Source organism: Larsenimonas suaedae (assembly GCF_023712105.1).
In the GTDB taxonomy this organism is placed as follows: Bacteria; Pseudomonadota; Gammaproteobacteria; order Pseudomonadales; family Halomonadaceae; genus Larsenimonas; species Larsenimonas suaedae.
This window is the reverse complement of record NZ_JAMLJI010000002.1, coordinates 390,159-407,177: the sequence shown is the minus strand read 5'-3', so window position 1 is coordinate 407,177 and position 17,019 is coordinate 390,159. Positions and strand designations below refer to the sequence as shown.

Sequence of the window (17,019 nt, the reverse complement as noted above, 5' to 3'; positions counted from 1 at the left end):
ACATCACGCCTGCCGCCCAACACCTGCCTACAACAACAATCGATAGGTGCCTGCATGAACGATTCAACGCTTGATTCCGACTACCTCGCCAAACGCCAGCTTAAAAAGGGCAGCGCCGGCTGGCTTTTGCTGGCGGGGCTTGGGGTCTCCTACGTCATTTCCGGTGATTTCGCCGGCTGGAATTTCGGCATCGCCGAGGCCGGCTGGGGCGGGTTCGCGATCGCGGCGGCCCTGATGGGGCTGATGTATTTCGCACTGGTGCTCTCGCTTGCGGAGATGTCCGCCGCGATCCCAGCCGCCGGCGGGGGCTACAGCTTTGCCCGCCAGGCCATGGGGCCGACCGGCGGCTATCTGACCGGTCTCTCTGTGTTGATCGAGTACGCCCTTGCGCCTGCGGCCATCGTCATCTTCATCGGCGCGGCCGTGGAAGAACTTCTCGGCGTCAACGGGCCGCTGGTCTATGCGCTTTTTTACGCGGTGTTCATCGGCATTCATCTGGCCGGTGTCGGTGAGGCGCTGAAGGTGATGATGGTGATCAGCGCCCTGGCGGTGTTCGCGATTCTGGCAACCGCGCTTGCGCTCTTTGGTGCGTTCGATGCGAGCCGTCTGTTTGACATTGCCCCGACCGATGCCGCGGGCGCCAGCGCATTTCTGCCGTTTGGCTGGTACGGCGTATGGGCGGCGCTGCCGTTCGGGATGTGGCTCTTTCTGGCGGTCGAAGGCGTGCCGCTGGCGGCGGAGGAGGCCAAGAACCCGGCCCGCGATGTGCCGCGGGGCATCATCGCCGCCATGCTCTTTCTGCTGGTGACGGCGGTACTGGTGGTGGTGCTTCTGGCTGGCGCCGCCGGGGCGGAGGTCATCGGGGCCAGTGGCGTACCGCTGGTCGAGGCTCTGAACGTTGCCGGGCATTCGACCCTTGCAACCGTCGTTAACGTGCTGGGCCTTGCCGGGCTGATCGCGTCGTTTTTCTCGATCATCTACGGCTACAGCCGGCTGGTGTTTGCGCTTTCCCGGGCAGGGTATCTGCCGAAAATACTGTCGCTGACCAGCCGCCGCAAGGCGCCGACCTGGGCGCTGGTGGTGCCCGGTGTGCTCGGGTTTCTGGCCTCGCTCAGCGGTGAGGGCGACCTGATTCTTGCGATGGCGGTGGTCGGGGCGACGGTCTCGTACGCGCTGATGGCGCTGAGCCACATCCTGCTTCGCGTGAAGCGCCCCGAGCTTGCCCGGCCGTATCGAACGCCCGGTGGCGTCGTGACATCTTCGGTGGCGCTGGTGCTGTCACTGGTCGCGCTTTCCGGCGTGTACGCCTTCGATCCTCGGGCGTTTTTCTACACCCTGGGCCTGTTCGTGCTGGGGACCGCGTATTACGTCCTTTACAGCCGACATCATCTGGTGGCCAAGAGCGCCGATGAGGAATTCGCGCTGGTGGCCGACGCCGAAAGCAGCCTGGAGTCGTAGCACTTACCCTGAGTGCGGTCTGGTTCGAGCGCCCTGCATCGCAGGGCGTTTTCGCGCTTGGGCATTTCGCGCGCGCTAGGGCCCGGCGTCAACGTCGATCTCGACCAGGGTGTCGTTGATGAAGCGCAGGTAGTAACGCGCGCCGTGCTCCGGCCCGTACACCCAGCGTTCGACGTTGACCGCGCCGGGGGCATCGGCCGCCGGGGAAACCCGTTTCGACGCCGGTGGCCCGCACTTGCGGGCAACGTCCACGGTCAGATCCCCTTCGGTGACCAGATCACTACCACAGCGCATGGCCTGCGCATCACATGCGAAAAGCAACAGTGCGATCATGGCGTAGCGAGGCATGGCGGTGTCCCAGAGGTAAGTGATGGTGGGTCGAACGCGAAGAAAGTGGTGCTCCGAGTATAGCGGCGCGGCCGTTCAGAGTGTGTAAGAGAATGCATTAATGTGAATGCGAATTTTTATCATAATCATTGACTATAATTAAGCGGGTTCCCAGAATCGGCGCGGCCAATTCGAATAAAAGCGCATGCCGGCGTCAGGGCATGCCAGAACACAGGGAACCTTCATGATCACCAACATTTCACCGGGTGGGCGTACCGGCGCGGTCTTTGTTACCTCGCCGCAGCGTGCACGCGTTTCCGCACTTGGCGTCACATTCGCAGCCCTGGTGCTGAGCGGCCCTGCGCTTGCCGAGCGCGGTGAGACCGTGACGGTTGAATCCAGTGCGTTGCAGCAAAGCCCCATTGGAACCGATGGCTCGATCATCGCTGATCGAACCACCACTGGCAGCAAGACCGACACCGCGCTTCTGGACCTTTCCAGCACCGTCTCGGTGGTGACCGAGGAGGAAATCGCCCAGCGCAAGGCGCAGGATCTGGAGCAGGTGCTTGGCTATACCGCCGGGGTATCGGTGGGGCAGTACGGGTCGGACAACCGCTACGATTACTTCATGATTCGAGGCTTCGATAATACGGCCCTCGGCACGTACCGAGACGGCCTGGCTCACCGCACCGTCAACTTTACCGGCAGCCGGCTCGAGCCCTATGGCCTGCAGCGCATCGATGTACTGAAAGGCTCGACGTCCTCGCTGTTTGGACTCAACGCTCCGGGCGGCCTGGTCAATGCGATCACCAAGCGCCCGACCGAGTACGCCTTCGGCGAGGTCTACACCACCCTGGGTGACGGCCACCAAGAGACCGGGGCCGATGTAGGCGGGCCAATCAATGCCGAGTGGCGGTACCGACTCACGGCCAAATGGCAGGAGGCTGACCGGGGGGCACGGCACACCGAGGACGACCGGCTCTACCTTGCCCCGGCACTGACGTGGGCGCCCAGCGCGCAGACGTCACTGACGTTTCTGGCCGACTTCAACCAGCGCGACAGCAACGCCTCCAACGCGATTCCCTATGGCTCGAACATCGACCCGCAGACGTTTCTGGGGGAGCCCGGCTACGACGCGATGAATACGATCGAGCGCAACCTCGGATTCGATCTGCGCCATGCCTTCGGTAACGGACTGAGCCTTGAACAGACCGCGCGCTATACCCACACGGATCTAACGCTCGAGTCGGTGTATCTGGGCGCGGCGGATCCGGCGGTCTCCAGGGAGGCCTACGGCATTCTCGGCGAGAGCGATCAATACAACATCGACAGCCGACTGATCTACGACGCCGAGCTTGGCAACATATCGAGCAAGACGCTGGCGGGCATCGAGTACACGCACACCGACACCACCGAGGCCCAGCGCTATGGAAGCGCCGGCGGCATCGACATCACCCAGCCGCGCTATTGCGGCCGCGCCTGCATCGATCTGGCCGCACCGGTTCGGTTTCATCAGAAACGGGAAGGGCAGGGCTATTACCTTCAGGAGGAGTTGACGTTCGACGAGCGCTGGATTCTGACCCTCGGCGGACGCTATGACGAGGTCGAGACGGAGTCGCTGTCGTCGGGTACTGCCAGCGAGACTACCGACTACGCCTTCACCAAGCGCGCGGGCCTCACGTATAAGGCCACCGAGTCGCTGTCGCTCTACGCGAACTATTCCGAGTCGTTTCAGCCCCCGGCCAGCCGGACTCTGCTGGTCGGCCGCGCTGAACCGCAGGAAGGTACGCAGTACGAGGTGGGCATGAAGTACCGCCCCGAGACGCTCAATGCGCTCGTCACCGTGGCGGCGTTCGATCTGACCCAGACCAACGTGGCGACGCAGGTCACGCCGACGCGCTATCGCCAGATTGGCGAGGTCTCGGTTCAAGGGCTCGAGCTCGAGGGCAAGCTTGCACTGGCCGAGCGGCTCAATCTGATCGCGGCCTATTCCTACTGGGACGCCCGCATCGACCGCGATGGCTTCAGTGGCAATGAGGGCAATCGGCCGGGCCTGGTGCCGCGTCACATGGCCTCTTTCTGGGCCGATTACACCCTGCCGGGCGACGAGCTGACCCTTGGTCTGGGCACGCGCTTTGTCGGCTCGTCCTATTCCGACGACGCCAACACTGTGAAAGCGGCCTCGTATACGCTGGTGGAGGCGATGGCCCGCTATCGGTTCACGCCACGGGTCGACCTGACGGTCAATGCGCACAACCTGTTCGACCGCGAGTACATCACCGATGTGAATCCGTTCAGTAACAGTGCCTTCTACGGTGAGGGCCGTTCCGTGCTGGGCACACTGCGCTATCACTGGTAGATGCGTCTGCCAGCTCCAGCTCCAGCGCGCTCGCAGACGCGGGCCGGTGTAAGGGCGTCGGCGACACGGGGCGCATAAGGCATGCCCCGCTCAACGTGCGTAGAGTCAGGGACGTCGCCTAGATAGCGTTGCCCGGCCTTCGAGCCGGGCTTTTTTATGTCTGTTTGTCGGGATCAATGCCGGTCTTTTTACCGAGTTGGCGCGGTCTTTTGGGCCGTGCCCTGTAGGGTAAGGCTCGAACACCATCAGGGTGTCCATGGGAAAGGATTGTCGTTTTAGGGTCTAAACGTTATGGTATAACATAATTAAATCAACCCGACCGCTCTGGAGCCTGTTATATGACCGCCGGCCTTTCCCGCCGTACCGCCGCGCTTGCACTTGGCCTTTTTGCCACCGCCAGCCCCTTCGCCGCATTCGCCGCCGAGCAGTCGCACAATCATGATCAGCCGGCCGATCACGCGCATGCTCATGGTGACCACGACCACGACCACGACCACGACCACGACCACGACCACGACCACGACCACGACCACGACCACGACCACGCGCGCGACAGCCAGGTGCACAAGGGCTATTTCGACGACGCTCAGGTCAAGGCGCGCACGCTCAAGGATTGGCAGGGCGATTGGCAGTCGGTGTACCCGCTGTTGGAAGACGGCTCGCTTGATGAGGTGTTCGCACACAAGGCGCACGCGGGCGATAAAAGTGCCGCGGAGTACACGTCGTATTACCGCACCGGCTATCGCACCGATGTCGAGCGCATCGAGATCAACGGTCAGGACGTGACCTTTCACGCCAATGGCGAGGCCTACACCGGCCATTACGTCGACGATGGCCATGAGATCCTGACCTATAAAGCGGGCAACCGCGGCGTGCGCTATATCTTTGAAAAAGCCTCGGGCGATGTCGAAGCGCCGACGTTCATTCAGTTCAGCGATCACGACATTGCCCCCACCGATGCCAGCCACTACCACATTTACATGGGCAGTGACCGTCAGGCGCTGTTGGACAACGTTACCAACTGGCCGACCTACTATCCGGCGGGGCTTAGTGGCGAGCAGGTTGCGCGTGAAATGATGGCGCACTGAGCCGGCACCCGTTTATCTCTGTTTCCCCTCTCTGACCATGAAACGGCCGCGTGAACACGCGGCCGTTTTTATAGGCCATACCGCTCGCCCTGTTAATGGTTCGTTAACTATTGCGCCCTAGTCTGGATCGCCTCCTACCGATCGATCCTCGAGGTGATGCATGGCGTACGCGGTCGAATTCCCTGGCGGGACCCAGAAAAACGCTCATTCGAGCACGGCTCAAGGGGCCTTTCTCGCCTGGCTTGCCCCTCATCAGCGATGCACCGCCACTGCGCTGGTGGCGGCCGCTTTCAGCCTGCACCACCGCGCGCAGGTGAACGTTCGCTACGCTCGGCTGCTGGCGCTTCATGATGATGAGGGGGCACTGCTGGCAATAATTGGCCTCAAGCGTGCCGATGAGGGCGCGCTGATGGTCGAGCAGTACCTGGGCGAACGTGTTGGCACGGTGCTGCATGACCGTGGCCTTGCCCACTGCGTTCCGTCGCCTCAGCGCATCATGGAGGTCGGCAGCCTTGCCAGCATGACCCCCGGGGCCGGGCGCAGTCTGATGCTTTCGCTGGTTCTGGTGCTCGAAGCGCTCGAAATAGAGCATCTGGTGGTGACGGCCTCGCGAGACGTTCGAAACGGGCTGGCTCGGCTCGGCATCGCCATGACCCCACTGCAGGACGCCCGGCGCGAGCATTTGAGCGAGCCTACCGACTGGGGGCAATACTACGACCAGGCTCCTCAGGTCGTTGCGATTCGCCCGCTGCATGAAGCGCATCGCCTGCGATGTGACCCACTGGGGCGCCGGCTTTTGGAACGCGCCTGCCGGCTGTTGCCCCATGCGCAGGCCCCGATGCCGCCGTTGCCGGCGGCGTTGGCCGCGCCCTGGCCGAGCGAGGTGGGCCATGCGTGAGCTGCTTGAACGAATGGCGTTTCGGGCCGAACGCGCCGCCAATGGGCAAAGCCTTGTAGGGCGCCTTGACGACGGTCGCACACTGACGCTTACGCACCGCGCGCTGTATCGCGCCGTCGATGCGCTGTCAGGTCAACTGATGCAGGCCGGCGCCCGCCACGTTGGCCTCATGGGGTCGAACTCGCCGCTGTGGCTTATCGCTCAGCTTGCGGCGTGGCAGGCGGGCCTACCGGTGACCCCCATCCCTGAGTTTTTCAGCTCGGAGCAGATCGAACACGTTCTCGAGACCACCGGTCTGGATACGCTGATCGTCACCTCCAGCGCTGGTGATGGGGCGTCGATGCCTGCAGCGTTCGATCACGGCACGCGCCTCACTGCGACACTTGCGATACCGGCTGTCGCGCTGACAGGCTCGCCGCCCGAGGTGGCGCTTTATACGCGCGTCAGCCGTGTCGCCCGGCTGCCGAAAGGAACCTGCCTGATTACCTTTACCTCGGGCACCACCGGGGCGCCCAAGGGGGTGTGTTTGTCCGGGGCGCATCTCGAGTCGGTCATTGATGGGCTTGACGCGCGCCTTGATGGCCTTTCGCTGAAACGACACGGGGTCGTATTACCGATGTCGGTGCTTTTGGAGCATCTGGCCGGTGCACTGTATGCCCTGTGGCGAGGCGCCGAGGTGATTCTGGACGCGCCTGCGCACACGGGCCTTCACGGCAGTGGCGGCGTGAGCGTGCCGCAGTGGCGCGCCTGGCTCGAGACGCGCCGCCCTGACAGCCTGATTCTGGTGCCTGGGCTGCTTGGTGCCTTGAGCGCGCTGATCGCGCCTGAGCACGGCCGCCCGAACTGGGTCGCGTCGCTCTCGCTGGTTGCGGTAGGTGGCGGTTATGTTCCGACGGCGCTGCTTGCGCGCGCGGTCGCCCAGGGGGTGCCGGTCGCACAGGGCTATGGGCTCTCCGAGCTGGGCTCGGTGGTCTGTCTGTCTCGGCCCGACGAACCTCAGGACGGCCGAGTCGGACGACCGCTCGACGGGCTCGATGTGCGCCTCGATGATGACGGCCAGCTGCTGATTCACGGCCGCCGCATGCTGGGGTATCTGGGCGAGCGCGACTCGCGTTGCGATGCAGCGCCCTGGCCCAGCGGCGATCTGGGCCACCTTGCACCCGGCGGCCACTGGTTTCTGAGCGGGCGTCAGGGCAACCGGCTCATTCTTTCGAGCGCGCGCAACCTTTCCCCCGAATGGCTCGAAGCCGAGCTGGAACTTCTACCCGGCATTCAGCGCGCCTTCGTGTTCGGCGATGGACTGCCCGGGCCGCTGGCGCTTCTGAGGGTCGTGGCCATGAGTGCCGTGACTAATGACCAGGAGGCGCTGGACCGCGCGATTGTCGCGCTCAACGCGCGCCTTCCCGATTACGCAAGGCTTTGTGGGTGGCAGGTGCTCGACCAAGGCGACCCCCACGGGCCGCCCCCGCTCACGGCGGCCAGCCGCGAGCTGACCGCCAACGGTCGTCTGCGCCGGGCACACATCCGTGCACGCCGACAGGGCGTCATCAACCGACTGACCCACCGGAGCTTTTCCGGATCTTCCGGAGCTGACGCCGTGTCCGCTCCTTCCTGCCATGCGTTTTCCCTGACACTCGATGGAGACCGTTTCCATGACTGATCTTGCCATGACCGCCGCACCAACCTCATCCAGCCCGCTCGATAACGGCAAGCCCGGCGGGTTTTACCGCGCGCTGATCGAGGCCACCCACGCCGACCGCCAGGCTCTGATGCAGGGCGCGTTGATTCAGCGCGGCCAGCGCGGGGACATCAGTCTGGCCGAATATCGCGCGTTTCTGGCCCAGGCCTATCACCATGTGCGCCATACCGTATCGCTGATGATGGCCTGTGGGGCCGAGCTTTCAGGGCCATCGTTTGTCTATCGCGACGCATTGCGCCAGGCAATCGCCGAGTACGTCGATGAGGAAAAGGGCCACGAGCACTGGATTCTCGACGATCTCGAGGCGACCGGTGTCTCCCGTGACCACGCGCGCACTCGGCCGCCGCTGTTTGAAACGGAGCTGATGGTGGCCTATGGCTACGACAGCGTGCGCCGCCGCCATCCACTCGCCATGTTCGGCATGGTGCTGGTGCTTGAAGGCACCAGTACCTCGGTGGCGAGCCAGGCGGGTCGCGCCTTGCAGGCACGCCTTGAGCTGCCCGAATCGGCGTTTCACTACCTGTTTTCCCACGGTGAACTGGATATCTCGCACATGGCTTTTTTCGCCGAGCTGATGGACAGCATCGAGGATCCCGATGAGCAGGCGCACATTCTTCATGCGGCCAAGGCGTTCTATCGTCTCTATGGGGCGGTGCATGACGCAGCACTTGCCGATGCGCCGAACTGGCACGACGATGTACTGGAGTCGCGCAATGACCTCGTTTTCTAATCGCTGCGTTCTGCTTACCGGGGCAACCGGCGGCATCGGGGCGGCGCTTGCCCGACAGCTCGACGCTGAAGGCGCGACACTGTGGCTGGTCGGGCGTGACAGCCGCAGGCTGGCGGCCCTTGCCAGTGAGCTTGGCCGTCACGGCATAAACCATCACCGTGTCGGCGATCTCGATCTGGCCACCGAGGCCGGGCGGGCGCGCCTGATCGACCGGCTGTACCGCGCACCTTACGATCAGCGCCCGTCGACGGTGGTTCATCTGGCGGGAATCAATGCGCTGGGGTGGTTTCAAGAGGCCGCGCCCGAGGAGATTTCACGGCTGGTGACCACCAACCTGACAGCCACTCTGCTTCTGACCCACGCCCTGTTGCCGCTGCTACTTGAGCAGCCTCGAGCGCAGCTTCTGTTTGTCGGCTCGGTGCTTGGTCATATCGGCCACCCCGGCTACGCCGCCTATGGGGCCAGCAAGGCCGGTCTGAAAGGCTTTGCCGAGGCGCTTTCCCGGGAGTTTCCGCCCTCGGCGATACGCGTTCAGTATTTGGCACCGCGCACCACGAGCACGGCCATGAACGGGCCCACGGCGAAGGCGATGAACGAGGCACTCGGCAATACAGCCGACAGCCCCGAGCGCGTCGCTCAAGCGATTGTCACCCAGCTCGAGCGCGGCGAGCGCCGCAGGACACTGGGGACCAAGGAGCGTCTGTTCTGTCTGATCAACAGCCTGTTCCCCACGCTTGTTGACCGGGGGATTGCCAAGTCGCTGCCCGAGATCGACCGGCACCTGTCACGCTCTCCGGCGCCTGCCACGAGCGACTCTCATCCGAGTGTATGACCCCGAGGTCGATGCGAGTACTGCCATAAAAAGGCCGCGTGAACACGCGGCCTTGGTAAAGCGTTGATGTCTCTCAGCGCTGATAGGCGTTGGCCCCGGCGCCGGCCAGGGTGCCTGCGCCGTAGCGGGTCTGCGCCGACAGTGACGTGTCGGAAATGTGCGAGGTTATCGCGTGGTTGGGCATTCGGCGCCAGGGGTGATCGACCGGGGTGCGCTCAGGGATCATCCCGCCTCGTTAACTCACCGGCCGGCGTGGTTTGCGTCTTGAATTAACCCGTGGCTCAAGAATCCACCAATCCACCGTGCATAGCCGCTACGTCGTGGCACTGATCGATGCCGCAGTGACGAAATAGGACGAATACGCAGGTGCCCTGCTTTCAGTATGAAAGCCAGAGCCTTGAACTTTATGGAGAAATAAACGCCAAAGGAGTGCGCTAACGCAACATGGACTGACAGTCTGGTCAGAATTGCTGACAGAAAGGCCGTAGGCGAGGTCGCAGGGAGAGTGTTACCGTCGCCGCTTTTGTGTAGTCCAAGCAGATAAATAGAAAGCTAGTGATATGTTGAACGTAAAACAGGCAGTGATCGGAGCGTTGGTCTCGTTGGTTATGGTGGCGGGGTCGGCGTTGGCAGGGCAGGTATCGGGCATCGATATCGAACATGGCAGCGGATCAACTGCCATCGATATCACCACCAACGAGACGATCAAGCCGTCGATGTTTACCCTGAGTAACCCCGCGCGGTTGGTGGTGGATCTTCCCGGGACGAGCCTGGGTGGAAGCACGGTTCCGGCCGAGCAGTTTGACGGCACCGTCATCAAGAACATGCGCTCAGGGGTGCGCAAGGGGACCGACCTTCGGCTGGTGTTCGATCTTCGCTCGACCCCGGGCACGCCAGAGCTTTCCACCGAGCGGGCCGGCGGGCATCAGACCACCCGCATCACCATGACCTCGTCCGACCCGATCGAGGCCATCGCCGAGCGTCAGGGCAAATCTCGAACCGTTGCCAAGCGCGCACGCGGTGAAGGTACCCGCGACGTCATCATTGCGATCGACCCGGGCCATGGCGGCCACGACCCGGGGGCACACGGGGCGGATGGCGTTCAGGAAAAAACGGTAGTGCTCGCGATTTCTCGCCACATCGTTGCCACGTTGAATCAGCGCCGCGGGTTCCACGCGTTTCTGACCCGAACCGGCGACACCTTTATTCCGCTGGAAGATCGCGTCGAGATCGCACGTCAGCACAAGGCGGATTTTTTCGTGTCGGTGCACGCCAACACGGTCGACTCGACGCGGCCACGGGGCACCATGGTCTTTGCGCTGTCTCCGCATGGCGCCACGTCAACCATGGCAAGCTGGATGGCGGCGAAGGAAAACCATTCGAGCATGGTGGGCGGCGATGGCAGTTCGCTCTCGCTCAAGGGGCGCAGCAAGGTCATTCGCCAGACGCTGGTGGATTTGAGCCTTGAGAGCAAGATCAGTGACTCGCTGGTGGCCGGCGGAGATGTCCTTGAGGCGGTCAAGAAGGTCAATCCAGTGTTCAAGTCGGATGTAGAGCAGGCCAATTTCGCGGTGCTGCGCTCGCCGGACATTCCCTCGCTTCTGGTCGAGACCGATTTTCTATCCAATCCGGCCGGAGAGCGGCGGCTGGCCTCGGCCGAGTTCCAGCGCAAGATGGGCCGGGCCATTGGGCTCGGGCTCGAGCATCACTTCACCTCGTTGCCGCCGATGGGCACCTTGCTTGCCTGGCAGAAAAACCACCCCGACGAGGCGCCGCCGGGCGCAGGCCGCTACAAGGTCCGCTCGGGTGACTCATTATCGGTGATCGCGGCGCGACTTGGCACCAGCGTTACGGCGCTTCGCAAGGCCAATGATCTTTCTGGCGGGGCGCCTATTCATCCCGGTGACGTGCTGAGCGTACCGCAGGCATGAGGGCGTAAACCGAAAGACTCGGGCGCTCGGCTCAATGGTCCTGATGGTGGCGGTGATGGCGGACTCGCAGATTGCGGCGCTTGGTCGAGAGCGCAAGGGTGATCAGCGAGCAGACAAACGCCGTACCGGAAAGCGCGATCACCTGCCAGCGCGTGGCGGTGGGCCAATCGAGAAAGGCGTAGGCGCCGAGGGCGTCGCCGGAAACAAGATAGCCAAGCAGCAGCACAATGGCGCCGATAAAGGTGGCGTATGTAAAGGTGTTCATGATGGACTCCCGACAGTGCGCGGTGGTGTGTCCCGCGGGGCGCTACACCCCACAAGGCCTTTGAAGCTATTACGGCACCGCCAAGGGGAGATTGAGCGTTCAGCGCACGCGCGAGCGCAGCTGGATCTTGGTCGGGCGACCGATCAATACGCCGAACACGACCTGAAAGCCCAGCAGGATCATCATCATGACCAGCGAGGCCTGCCAGTCACCGGTGGCCTCCTTGAAGGCACCGAACACCAGCGGACCGCTGGCGGCCATCAGATACCCGATGCTTTGTGACATGCCGGAGAGCGCCGAGGCATCGGCCGAACTTTGCGAGCGCAGGACGATCAGCGTCAGCGCAAGCGTAAAGCACCCCCCCTGACCCGCCCCGAGACACAGCGCCCAAAAGAGCGGCAGCGTCGAGGGAGACCACATCAGACCAACAAGTGCCACACCGATGATACTGGTTAGTGTGAATGCCAGCGCACTGTGACGCTCGCACCGCGCCGCGATGCGGGCAACAAGGTAGCTGACCGGCATCGAGATCAGGTTGGCGGTCGCCAGCATCCAGCCGGCCATGTCATGACTCACGCCCCCCTCGGTTGCAAGGGTCGGCAGCCAGGTTTGAAAGGTGTAGAAGCTAAACGATTGCACCCCGAGAAACAGCGTCAACATCCACGCGACTCGACTCCCCATCATCGCCCGGATGGTGGTGGCCTCGGTTGTGCTCGGGCGTTTGCCGGCGTGGGTGCTTCGAATGCCCCAGAGCATCGCCGGTACAACGGCGATCACGGCCCACAGCCAGATCGGCGCCGACCAGCTGCCGGCAAGCTCCATGGTAGAGACGGCAAGGCCCGAGGCAAGCGTCGCGCCGACCCCCATCACCATCGTATAGAGCCCCATGGTCTGGCCCAGTCGGTCAGGGCGGTCGCGCTTGACCACGCTCGGCATGAACACGTTCGCGCAGGCAATACCGAACCCGACTAGAAGCGTGCCGATCAGCATGATGTCGTAGTGGGCGACCCCTCTAAGCACGCCGCCGAGGGCGACGGCGGCCATGGCGATCGCGAGTGCCCGGTCGAGTCCGAGGCGCCCGGCCAGCGTTGGCGCAATGGGCGAGAGCAGTCCGAAGCACAGGATGACCAGCGTCGTTAAAAGGCTCGCCTCGCTGGAGCTGAGCGAGAGCGTGGACATGATCGGCGCCAGTACCGGCCCCAGCACGACGATCGGCGCACGCAGCAGGAGGGCGGCGAGCATGAAGGCAATGAGCCAGAAACGGCGGGAGCGAAGGAGCGCGGACATGAGCGTATCTAGTTGGTGACCATAAGCGCGCAACGGTAGCACAGTTTGGTGTGGCCGATAGCCATGCACCGGGTTACGAATTGCTACGTGCAATGGAAAGGCAGCTTGCTACGCTGAAAATTACGCATACATCAACGGTACGAACCCGGATGGGAGACCACGATGGAACACCTCGGTTCGACTCGGCCGACCTCAAGTGAGGCGCAGGCGCGCTCGAAGCCCTGGCTTGCTCGGTATCAACACGTTCGGGCAACCACGGAGGCGCTCTGTGAGCCGCTTGAGCATGAAGATTACGTGATTCAAAGCATGCCGGACGTAAGCCCACCGAAATGGCATCTGGCCCACGTCAGCTGGTTTTTCGAAGCCTTCCTCCTGAAGCCCTATCTTTCCGGTTACACCCCGCTCGATCCTGCCTTCGATTATCTGTTCAATTCCTATTACGAAACCCACGGTGAGCCGTTTCCACGGCCAAAACGGGGGCTGATGTCGCGCCCGAGCGTGGAGGACGTGCAGCGGTTTCGAGCCCATGTTGACGAGGCCATGACCCGGCTTTTGAGCGCGCCGCCACCGGAGCAACTCGATGAGTTGCTGACGCGTCTGGAGCTTGGGCTTCACCATGAGCAGCAGCATCAGGAGCTTCTGGTCATGGACATCAAGCACATACTTGCCCAGAACCCATTGCACCCGGTCTACGCCCCGAATGCGGCGCCGGCATCACGCGTGCCAGCGCCCGCGCTTGAGTGGGTCCGCTTTCCCGAAGGCGTGCGTCAGATTGGCCGCATGCCCGGTGATGGATTCACCTTCGACTGTGAAACCCCGCGCCACCGTGTCTATCAGCACGGCTTTGAGCTTGCCAATCGTCCGGTCACCAACGCCGAGTACATGGCATTCATGGCCGATGGCGGCTATCAGCGCACCGAACTCTGGTTGACGGAAGGGTTTCACGGCCTCGATCAGCAGCCGCAGCACGCGCCGCTTTACTGGGTCTGTCGCGACGGCCGGTGGCATCACATGACGCTTGGCGGCTTGACGCCGGTCGACCCGGAGGCGCCGGTGTGCCACATCAGTTTCTTCGAGGCTGATGCCTACGCCCGCTGGGCGGGGTGTCGTCTGCCGACCGAGGCCGAATGGGAGATCGCGGCGCAGGATGAGCCGGTTAATGGCCAGTTCATGGACGCCGGTCATTATCAGCCCAGGGCGCAGCCGATAAACGGCACCTTCAGTCAGCTCTTTGGTGGCGTGTGGGAGTGGACGGGCAGCGCGTTTCGTCCATACCCGGGCTTCACTCCGCTGCCGGGAACGCTTGGTGAGTACAACGGAAAGTTCATGGCCAACCAGATGGTGCTGCGCGGTGGCTGCTGTGCGACCCCTGAAGGCCACATTCGCGCAAGCTATCGCAACTTCTTTCCCACATCAGCGCGCTGGCCGTTTACCGGCGTAAGGCTTGCCCGAGACGCATGAGGTTATGAAGGTCGGGGTGATGATGCGCCCCATGACACGATAAAAACGAGCGCTAGGACAAACGCGAGAGTGCAATTACGAGCTTGACCCCGTGACGTAATGACGACAACCCATGAGCGAGGCCCCCATGACCAGTGCCGTATGTTTTCATGATCAGCATTACACGCTTGATATAGGACAGGATTTTCTGGATGACGCCATAGCCGGTCTGTTGGATTCCCCCAAATGGGCCTCGCCCAAGTACTTCTACGATTACCGAGGGTCTCAGCTGTTTGATGCGATCTGCAACCAGCCCGAGTATTACCTCACCCGGGCCGAAGAGCAGGTGCTCGCCGACCGCGCCGGTGACATCGCCGAGGTGATTGGGGAGAACGCAACCCTGATCGAGCTTGGCAGTGGGGCGAGCCGCAAGGTGCGAACGCTTTTGGAAGCGGTCAAGCCCAGGCACTACCTTGGCGTCGATATCTCACGCGACTTTCTGATTCAAAGCACCGAGCGGCTGGCGGCGGATTACCCGTGGCTTGACGTGCACGCTGCCTGGGCCGATTTCACCTCACCGATGCACCTGCCCAGCGGGCTCGATGCCGGCGGTCGGCCGGTGGTGTTCTTCCCGGGGTCGAGCATCGGTAATTTCACCCCGGCGCTGGCGCGTATGCTGTTAAGCAACCTTGCCAACATGCTGCCGCCCGGGGGCGGGCTTTTGATCGGTGTCGATCGCATGAAGGACAGGGAGGTTCTCGAACAGGCGTATAATGACGCCGCCGGGGTGACAGCAGCGTTCAATCGCAACCTCTTGACCCGTTACGAGATCGAGCTTGGCAGCGACATTGATCCGGACCAGTTCGAGCACCGCGCGTTTTTGAACGAGGCCGAGCAGCGTATCGAAATGCACCTTGTCAGCCGCAAGGCGCAGACCGTTGCGTTGGGTGGGCTTCGGATCCCGTTTGATGCCGGGGAAAGCATTCACACCGAGAATTCCTATAAATACAGCGACGAGGACTTCAAGACGCTCGCCGCTCATGCGGGGTTCGAATCCCGCGCGCTGTGGCACGACCCGGACCGCCTTTTCAGCGTTCACTATTTCGAGCGAGGCAGTACGCTTGAGTTCCTGCCGGAGTCGTTGATTCCGGGCTAGGCGCTCACCTGTATGCCTTTGCGGCGATTTAGATGCGGTAAAGCCAGGCAAAGGAAAAATAGGACCAAATCGGTCTTAAATGACTTGCATCCTTTAATGAGAATGGTTATCTTTTGTTTGCGGTGGCGGCAACGCCCCGCAGGATCCACTCGATTCGGGTGATCCACCTCCTCATCAAGCTAGTCACGGTCCTTATCGAGCCATCCTCTGGATGGCTCTTTTTTTTGCGTGCGTCAAAGCACTCATCAAGAACACGCGCGGCACTTTTCATCTTCAAGACCCGAGAATAGGCCACCGTGTCTGAAGGTGCGTGTACGTCTTGCATGAGTGCGCCATCAGGTCGTTCGAGTGCGGTGCGGCGACACGGTGTGGGTGAGCTATGAGCGTGCGCGGGGGAGGGTTACGTTCGCTTTCAAAAAAGAGGACCAATTTGGTACTCAATGGTTGCGTTAATAAATGAGAATGGTTATCTTTTGTTTGCGGTGACGGAAACGGCGCCGCAGGGCCCACGAATCAGGGCGATTCGTACGGTCCATCTCCTCATCAAGCTAGTCACGGTCCTTATCGAGCCATCCTTCGGATGGCTCTTTTTTTTTGTGTCTTTATCGCTTATGCCTTTATCTGCGCGAGGGCATCGTTTGAGGGCGCCGTGAGGGCATGTGCTGTGTCCGGCCATGGAAACAGGCTACCGAGTCGCTTGTCCCACGCATCATCGATGAAGGTGATGTTGCCTCCGGCCGGGGTAAACGTGATCTCGCCGAAATAGATTCGATTATCCAGAAGATAGACATCGATACGTGCGTACCCGAATGGGGCGGCCAGCGTGTTGGCCAGCGTCATCATGGTGTCCAGATTGGCCGGGCGGCCGATGACTTCGGGATTGGTGCTGGGTGGCCACGGGCTGAACGCGTTAAACGGTGCCGGTGACCAATCAGGCATGAAGAAGTTCTGGGTACGGCGGTCAAACCGGCCATCGATGACCTGAATGAATTGATACTGCTCGCGCTCGCCGTTGAACACATGGATCTTGTAGTCCGCCGGCGGCTGGTTGTCGCCTCGAAGCATGAGCTTCTCGAACAGGATGCGAGGGTCAATGCGCGCGTAGTGTTTCTCATATGACGAATAAGAGGTTTTCAGCCAGTCGTTGGCAAGCGTTGCCAGTGCCTCCCAATCTTCCTGGTGTTTATCGCGCACGATCTTGACCTGGCCTGCCCCGTGATTGGATTTCATGACAAAGGCATCAGGCAGAGACGCGATCAGCTCTGAGGTCACGTGTTGAGTGCAGGCATAAAGCGGGATCAGGTACGTGTCGCCAATGGTTTGAGCCACATACTCACGTACAAGGTACTTGTCGGCGAGTGTGGTGAACATTTCCTGAGGGCGCTGCATGCGGCAATAAAGCTTTTCGGTAAACCGCTTGGGCGTATCCAGGTCCAGCCACTTTTTCCGGTGGCGGGCATAAAGAATGCGGTAGCGCATTCGTTCTGATAGCAGTTGGGCTGCTAAGCGACGCATCTGAATTTGAGTGGCCATGGCGGTTTAGGAGTGT

General features: G+C 62.0%; 15 protein-coding genes. 10 read left to right on the top strand and 5 right to left on the bottom strand.

Annotated elements, in window-relative coordinates; translation table 11 throughout:
- The first annotated feature begins 54 nt into the window (after positions 1 to 54).
- On the top strand, positions 55 to 1,458 hold the full coding sequence (eat, locus tag NAT49_RS07815; protein WP_251592920.1) for an ethanolamine permease: 1,404 nt from the start codon (positions 55 to 57) through the stop codon (positions 1,456 to 1,458).
- A 75-nt stretch (positions 1,459 to 1,533) separates the two neighbouring features.
- Here the strand turns inward: eat and NAT49_RS07810 are convergent, their stop codons facing one another.
- Complete coding sequence (locus NAT49_RS07810) at positions 1,534 to 1,806, bottom strand: DUF2845 domain-containing protein (protein WP_251592918.1); 273 nt, start codon at positions 1,804 to 1,806, stop codon at positions 1,534 to 1,536.
- Between the two features lie 223 nt (positions 1,807 to 2,029).
- Between NAT49_RS07810 and NAT49_RS07805 the strand changes: the two genes are divergently transcribed.
- The 6 genes from NAT49_RS07805 to NAT49_RS07780 all read left to right on the top strand — a co-directional run bounded on the left by NAT49_RS07805 (position 2,030) and on the right by NAT49_RS07780 (position 9,391).
- Positions 2,030 to 4,144, top strand: a complete 2,115-nt coding sequence (locus tag NAT49_RS07805) for a TonB-dependent siderophore receptor (RefSeq protein WP_251592916.1) — start codon at positions 2,030 to 2,032, stop codon at positions 4,142 to 4,144.
- Between the two features lie 338 nt (positions 4,145 to 4,482).
- Positions 4,483 to 5,232, top strand: a complete 750-nt coding sequence (locus NAT49_RS07800; RefSeq protein WP_251592915.1) for a metal-binding protein ZinT — start codon at positions 4,483 to 4,485, stop codon at positions 5,230 to 5,232.
- Between the two features lie 160 nt (positions 5,233 to 5,392).
- Positions 5,393 to 6,130 carry a thermostable hemolysin gene (locus NAT49_RS07795; protein ID WP_251592914.1) on the top strand — a complete coding sequence of 246 codons (738 nt, stop codon included), beginning with the start codon at positions 5,393 to 5,395 and terminating at the stop codon, positions 6,128 to 6,130.
- Entirely contained in the window at positions 6,123 to 7,790 is a 1,668-nt protein-coding gene (locus NAT49_RS07790; RefSeq protein WP_251592912.1) for an AMP-binding protein, read from the top strand. The genes NAT49_RS07795 and NAT49_RS07790 overlap by 8 nt, the downstream gene beginning before the upstream one ends.
- Positions 7,783 to 8,559, top strand: a complete 777-nt coding sequence (locus NAT49_RS07785; RefSeq protein ID WP_251592910.1) for an iron-containing redox enzyme family protein — start codon at positions 7,783 to 7,785, stop codon at positions 8,557 to 8,559. Before NAT49_RS07790 ends, NAT49_RS07785 begins: the two co-directional genes overlap by 8 nt.
- Entirely contained in the window at positions 8,543 to 9,391 is an 849-nt protein-coding gene (locus NAT49_RS07780) for an SDR family oxidoreductase (protein WP_251592908.1), read from the top strand. Before NAT49_RS07785 ends, NAT49_RS07780 begins: the two co-directional genes overlap by 17 nt.
- Positions 9,392 to 9,464: 73 nt before the next feature.
- Here the strand turns inward: NAT49_RS07780 and NAT49_RS07775 are convergent, their stop codons facing one another.
- Complete coding sequence (locus tag NAT49_RS07775) at positions 9,465 to 9,617, bottom strand: hypothetical protein (protein ID WP_251592906.1); 153 nt, start codon at positions 9,615 to 9,617, stop codon at positions 9,465 to 9,467.
- Between the two features lie 334 nt (positions 9,618 to 9,951).
- On the opposite strand from NAT49_RS07775, the gene NAT49_RS07770 reads away from it, so the two are divergent.
- Positions 9,952 to 11,322 (top strand): N-acetylmuramoyl-L-alanine amidase, encoded by a 1,371-nt coding sequence (locus tag NAT49_RS07770; protein WP_251592904.1) that lies wholly within the window; start codon positions 9,952 to 9,954, stop codon positions 11,320 to 11,322.
- Positions 11,323 to 11,353: 31 nt separating this feature from the next.
- On the opposite strand, the gene NAT49_RS07765 is transcribed toward NAT49_RS07770, so the two are convergent.
- Both NAT49_RS07765 and NAT49_RS07760 read right to left on the bottom strand, forming a co-directional pair.
- Positions 11,354 to 11,587, bottom strand: coding sequence for a hypothetical protein (locus NAT49_RS07765; protein ID WP_251592903.1), 234 nt, complete (start codon positions 11,585 to 11,587; stop codon positions 11,354 to 11,356).
- Positions 11,588 to 11,686: 99 nt separating this feature from the next.
- A complete protein-coding gene (locus NAT49_RS07760; RefSeq protein WP_251592901.1) occupies positions 11,687 to 12,874 on the bottom strand; it encodes an MFS transporter in 1,188 nt (395 codons plus the stop codon).
- A 162-nt stretch (positions 12,875 to 13,036) separates the two neighbouring features.
- Here NAT49_RS07760 and egtB point away from each other — a divergent pair, with 162 nt between their 5' ends.
- Positions 13,037 to 14,335: an ergothioneine biosynthesis protein EgtB gene (egtB, locus tag NAT49_RS07755; RefSeq protein ID WP_251592899.1), complete on the top strand. Its 1,299-nt coding sequence runs from the start codon at positions 13,037 to 13,039 to the stop codon at positions 14,333 to 14,335.
- A gap of 112 nt (positions 14,336 to 14,447) precedes the next feature.
- Complete coding sequence (egtD, locus tag NAT49_RS07750; RefSeq protein ID WP_251592897.1) at positions 14,448 to 15,470, top strand: L-histidine N(alpha)-methyltransferase; 1,023 nt, start codon at positions 14,448 to 14,450, stop codon at positions 15,468 to 15,470.
- A gap of 609 nt (positions 15,471 to 16,079) precedes the next feature.
- Here egtD and NAT49_RS07745 read toward each other — a convergent pair.
- A complete protein-coding gene (locus NAT49_RS07745) occupies positions 16,080 to 16,985 on the bottom strand; it encodes an ATP-grasp fold amidoligase family protein (RefSeq protein ID WP_251592895.1) in 906 nt (301 codons plus the stop codon).
- Positions 16,986 to 17,019: the final 34 nt, after the last annotated feature.

Coding starts and splice junctions, on each gene's coding strand:
- eat (WP_251592920.1), top strand. CDS start 55: ATGAACGATTCAACGCTTGATTCCGACTACCTCGCCAAACGCCAGCTT.
- egtD (WP_251592897.1), top strand. CDS start 14,448: ATGAGCGAGGCCCCCATGACCAGTGCCGTATGTTTTCATGATCAGCAT.
- NAT49_RS07775 (WP_251592906.1), bottom strand. CDS start 9,617: ATGATCCCTGAGCGCACCCCGGTCGATCACCCCTGGCGCCGAATGCCC.
- NAT49_RS07800 (WP_251592915.1), top strand. CDS start 4,483: ATGACCGCCGGCCTTTCCCGCCGTACCGCCGCGCTTGCACTTGGCCTT.
- NAT49_RS07790 (WP_251592912.1), top strand. CDS start 6,123: ATGCGTGAGCTGCTTGAACGAATGGCGTTTCGGGCCGAACGCGCCGCC.
- NAT49_RS07770 (WP_251592904.1), top strand. CDS start 9,952: ATGTTGAACGTAAAACAGGCAGTGATCGGAGCGTTGGTCTCGTTGGTT.
- NAT49_RS07805 (WP_251592916.1), top strand. CDS start 2,030: ATGATCACCAACATTTCACCGGGTGGGCGTACCGGCGCGGTCTTTGTT.
- NAT49_RS07810 (WP_251592918.1), bottom strand. CDS start 1,806: ATGCCTCGCTACGCCATGATCGCACTGTTGCTTTTCGCATGTGATGCG.
- NAT49_RS07780 (WP_251592908.1), top strand. CDS start 8,543: ATGACCTCGTTTTCTAATCGCTGCGTTCTGCTTACCGGGGCAACCGGC.
- egtB (WP_251592899.1), top strand. CDS start 13,037: ATGGAACACCTCGGTTCGACTCGGCCGACCTCAAGTGAGGCGCAGGCG.
- NAT49_RS07795 (WP_251592914.1), top strand. CDS start 5,393: ATGGCGTACGCGGTCGAATTCCCTGGCGGGACCCAGAAAAACGCTCAT.
- NAT49_RS07745 (WP_251592895.1), bottom strand. CDS start 16,985: ATGCGTCGCTTAGCAGCCCAACTGCTATCAGAACGAATGCGCTACCGC.
- NAT49_RS07760 (WP_251592901.1), bottom strand. CDS start 12,874: ATGTCCGCGCTCCTTCGCTCCCGCCGTTTCTGGCTCATTGCCTTCATG.
- NAT49_RS07785 (WP_251592910.1), top strand. CDS start 7,783: ATGACTGATCTTGCCATGACCGCCGCACCAACCTCATCCAGCCCGCTC.
- NAT49_RS07765 (WP_251592903.1), bottom strand. CDS start 11,587: ATGAACACCTTTACATACGCCACCTTTATCGGCGCCATTGTGCTGCTG.